1 rRNA gene is annotated in these 943 nt (G+C 49.8%); it reads right to left on the bottom strand.

The features are described 5' to 3' along the window. A 23S ribosomal RNA gene (locus ACTNCH_RS12815) occupies nucleotides 1-943 on the bottom strand; the annotation flags it as partial.

Raw genomic sequence — 943 nt, forward strand, 5'->3', positions numbered from 1 at the left:
TTTACGGTACGGGTACTCTGCAAACAATAGCGGCTTTTCTCGACGCATGGCTCATGTGCTTCCCTACTTGATTTCGGTACGCGTCACGTCTTCGGATTGATAAGCGGATTTGCCAACTTACCTCCTACCTCGCTTGCACCGGACTTTCCATTTCCGGCTCACACTCTCCACACGTGTCCCCACAGTTCTGTTACAGAGCAGTACAGGAATCTCAACCTGTTGTCCATCGACTACGTCTTTCGACCTCGCCTTAGGTCCCGACTTACCCAGGGCAGATCAGCTTTACCCTGGAAACCTTAGATATTCGGCCGGAAGGATTCTCACCTTCCTCTCGCTACTCATTCCGGCATTCTCTCTTTTTAACAATCCACAGCTCCTTACGGTACTGCTTCGTCTCGTTAAAAATGCTCCTCTACCAATGTACTAGGTACATTCCTGAGCTTCGGTGTCGTGTTTTAGCCCCGGACATTTTCGGCGCAGGACCTCTCGACCAGTGAGCTATTACGCACTCTTTTAATGTATGGCTGCTTCTAAGCCAACATCCTGGTTGTCTTTGAAATCCCACATCCTTTTCCACTTAACACGCACTTTGGGACCTTAGCTGCAGGTCTGGGCTCTTTCCCTTTTGACTACCCAACTTATCTCGTGTAGTCTGACTCCCGATGAGCATCTATATGGCATTCGGAGTTTGATATTCTTCGGTAAGCTTTGACGCCCCCTAGGAAATTCAGTGCTCTACCTCCATTAGACTCCATCGAGGCTAGCCCTAAAGCTATTTCGAGGAGAACCAGCTATCTCCGGGTTCGATTGGAATTTCTCCCCTACCCACACCTCATCGCCACCCTTTTCAACGGATGTGCGTTCGGACCTCCATTGCCTTTTACGGCAACTTCATCCTGGACATGGGTAGATCACCCGGTTTCGGGTCTGCCTGAACTGACTT

Origin of the sequence: Candidatus Merdisoma sp. HCP28S3_D10, from assembly GCF_052065835.1 — a bacterium.
Taxonomy (GTDB): Bacteria; Bacillota; Clostridia; order Lachnospirales; family Lachnospiraceae; genus Laedolimicola.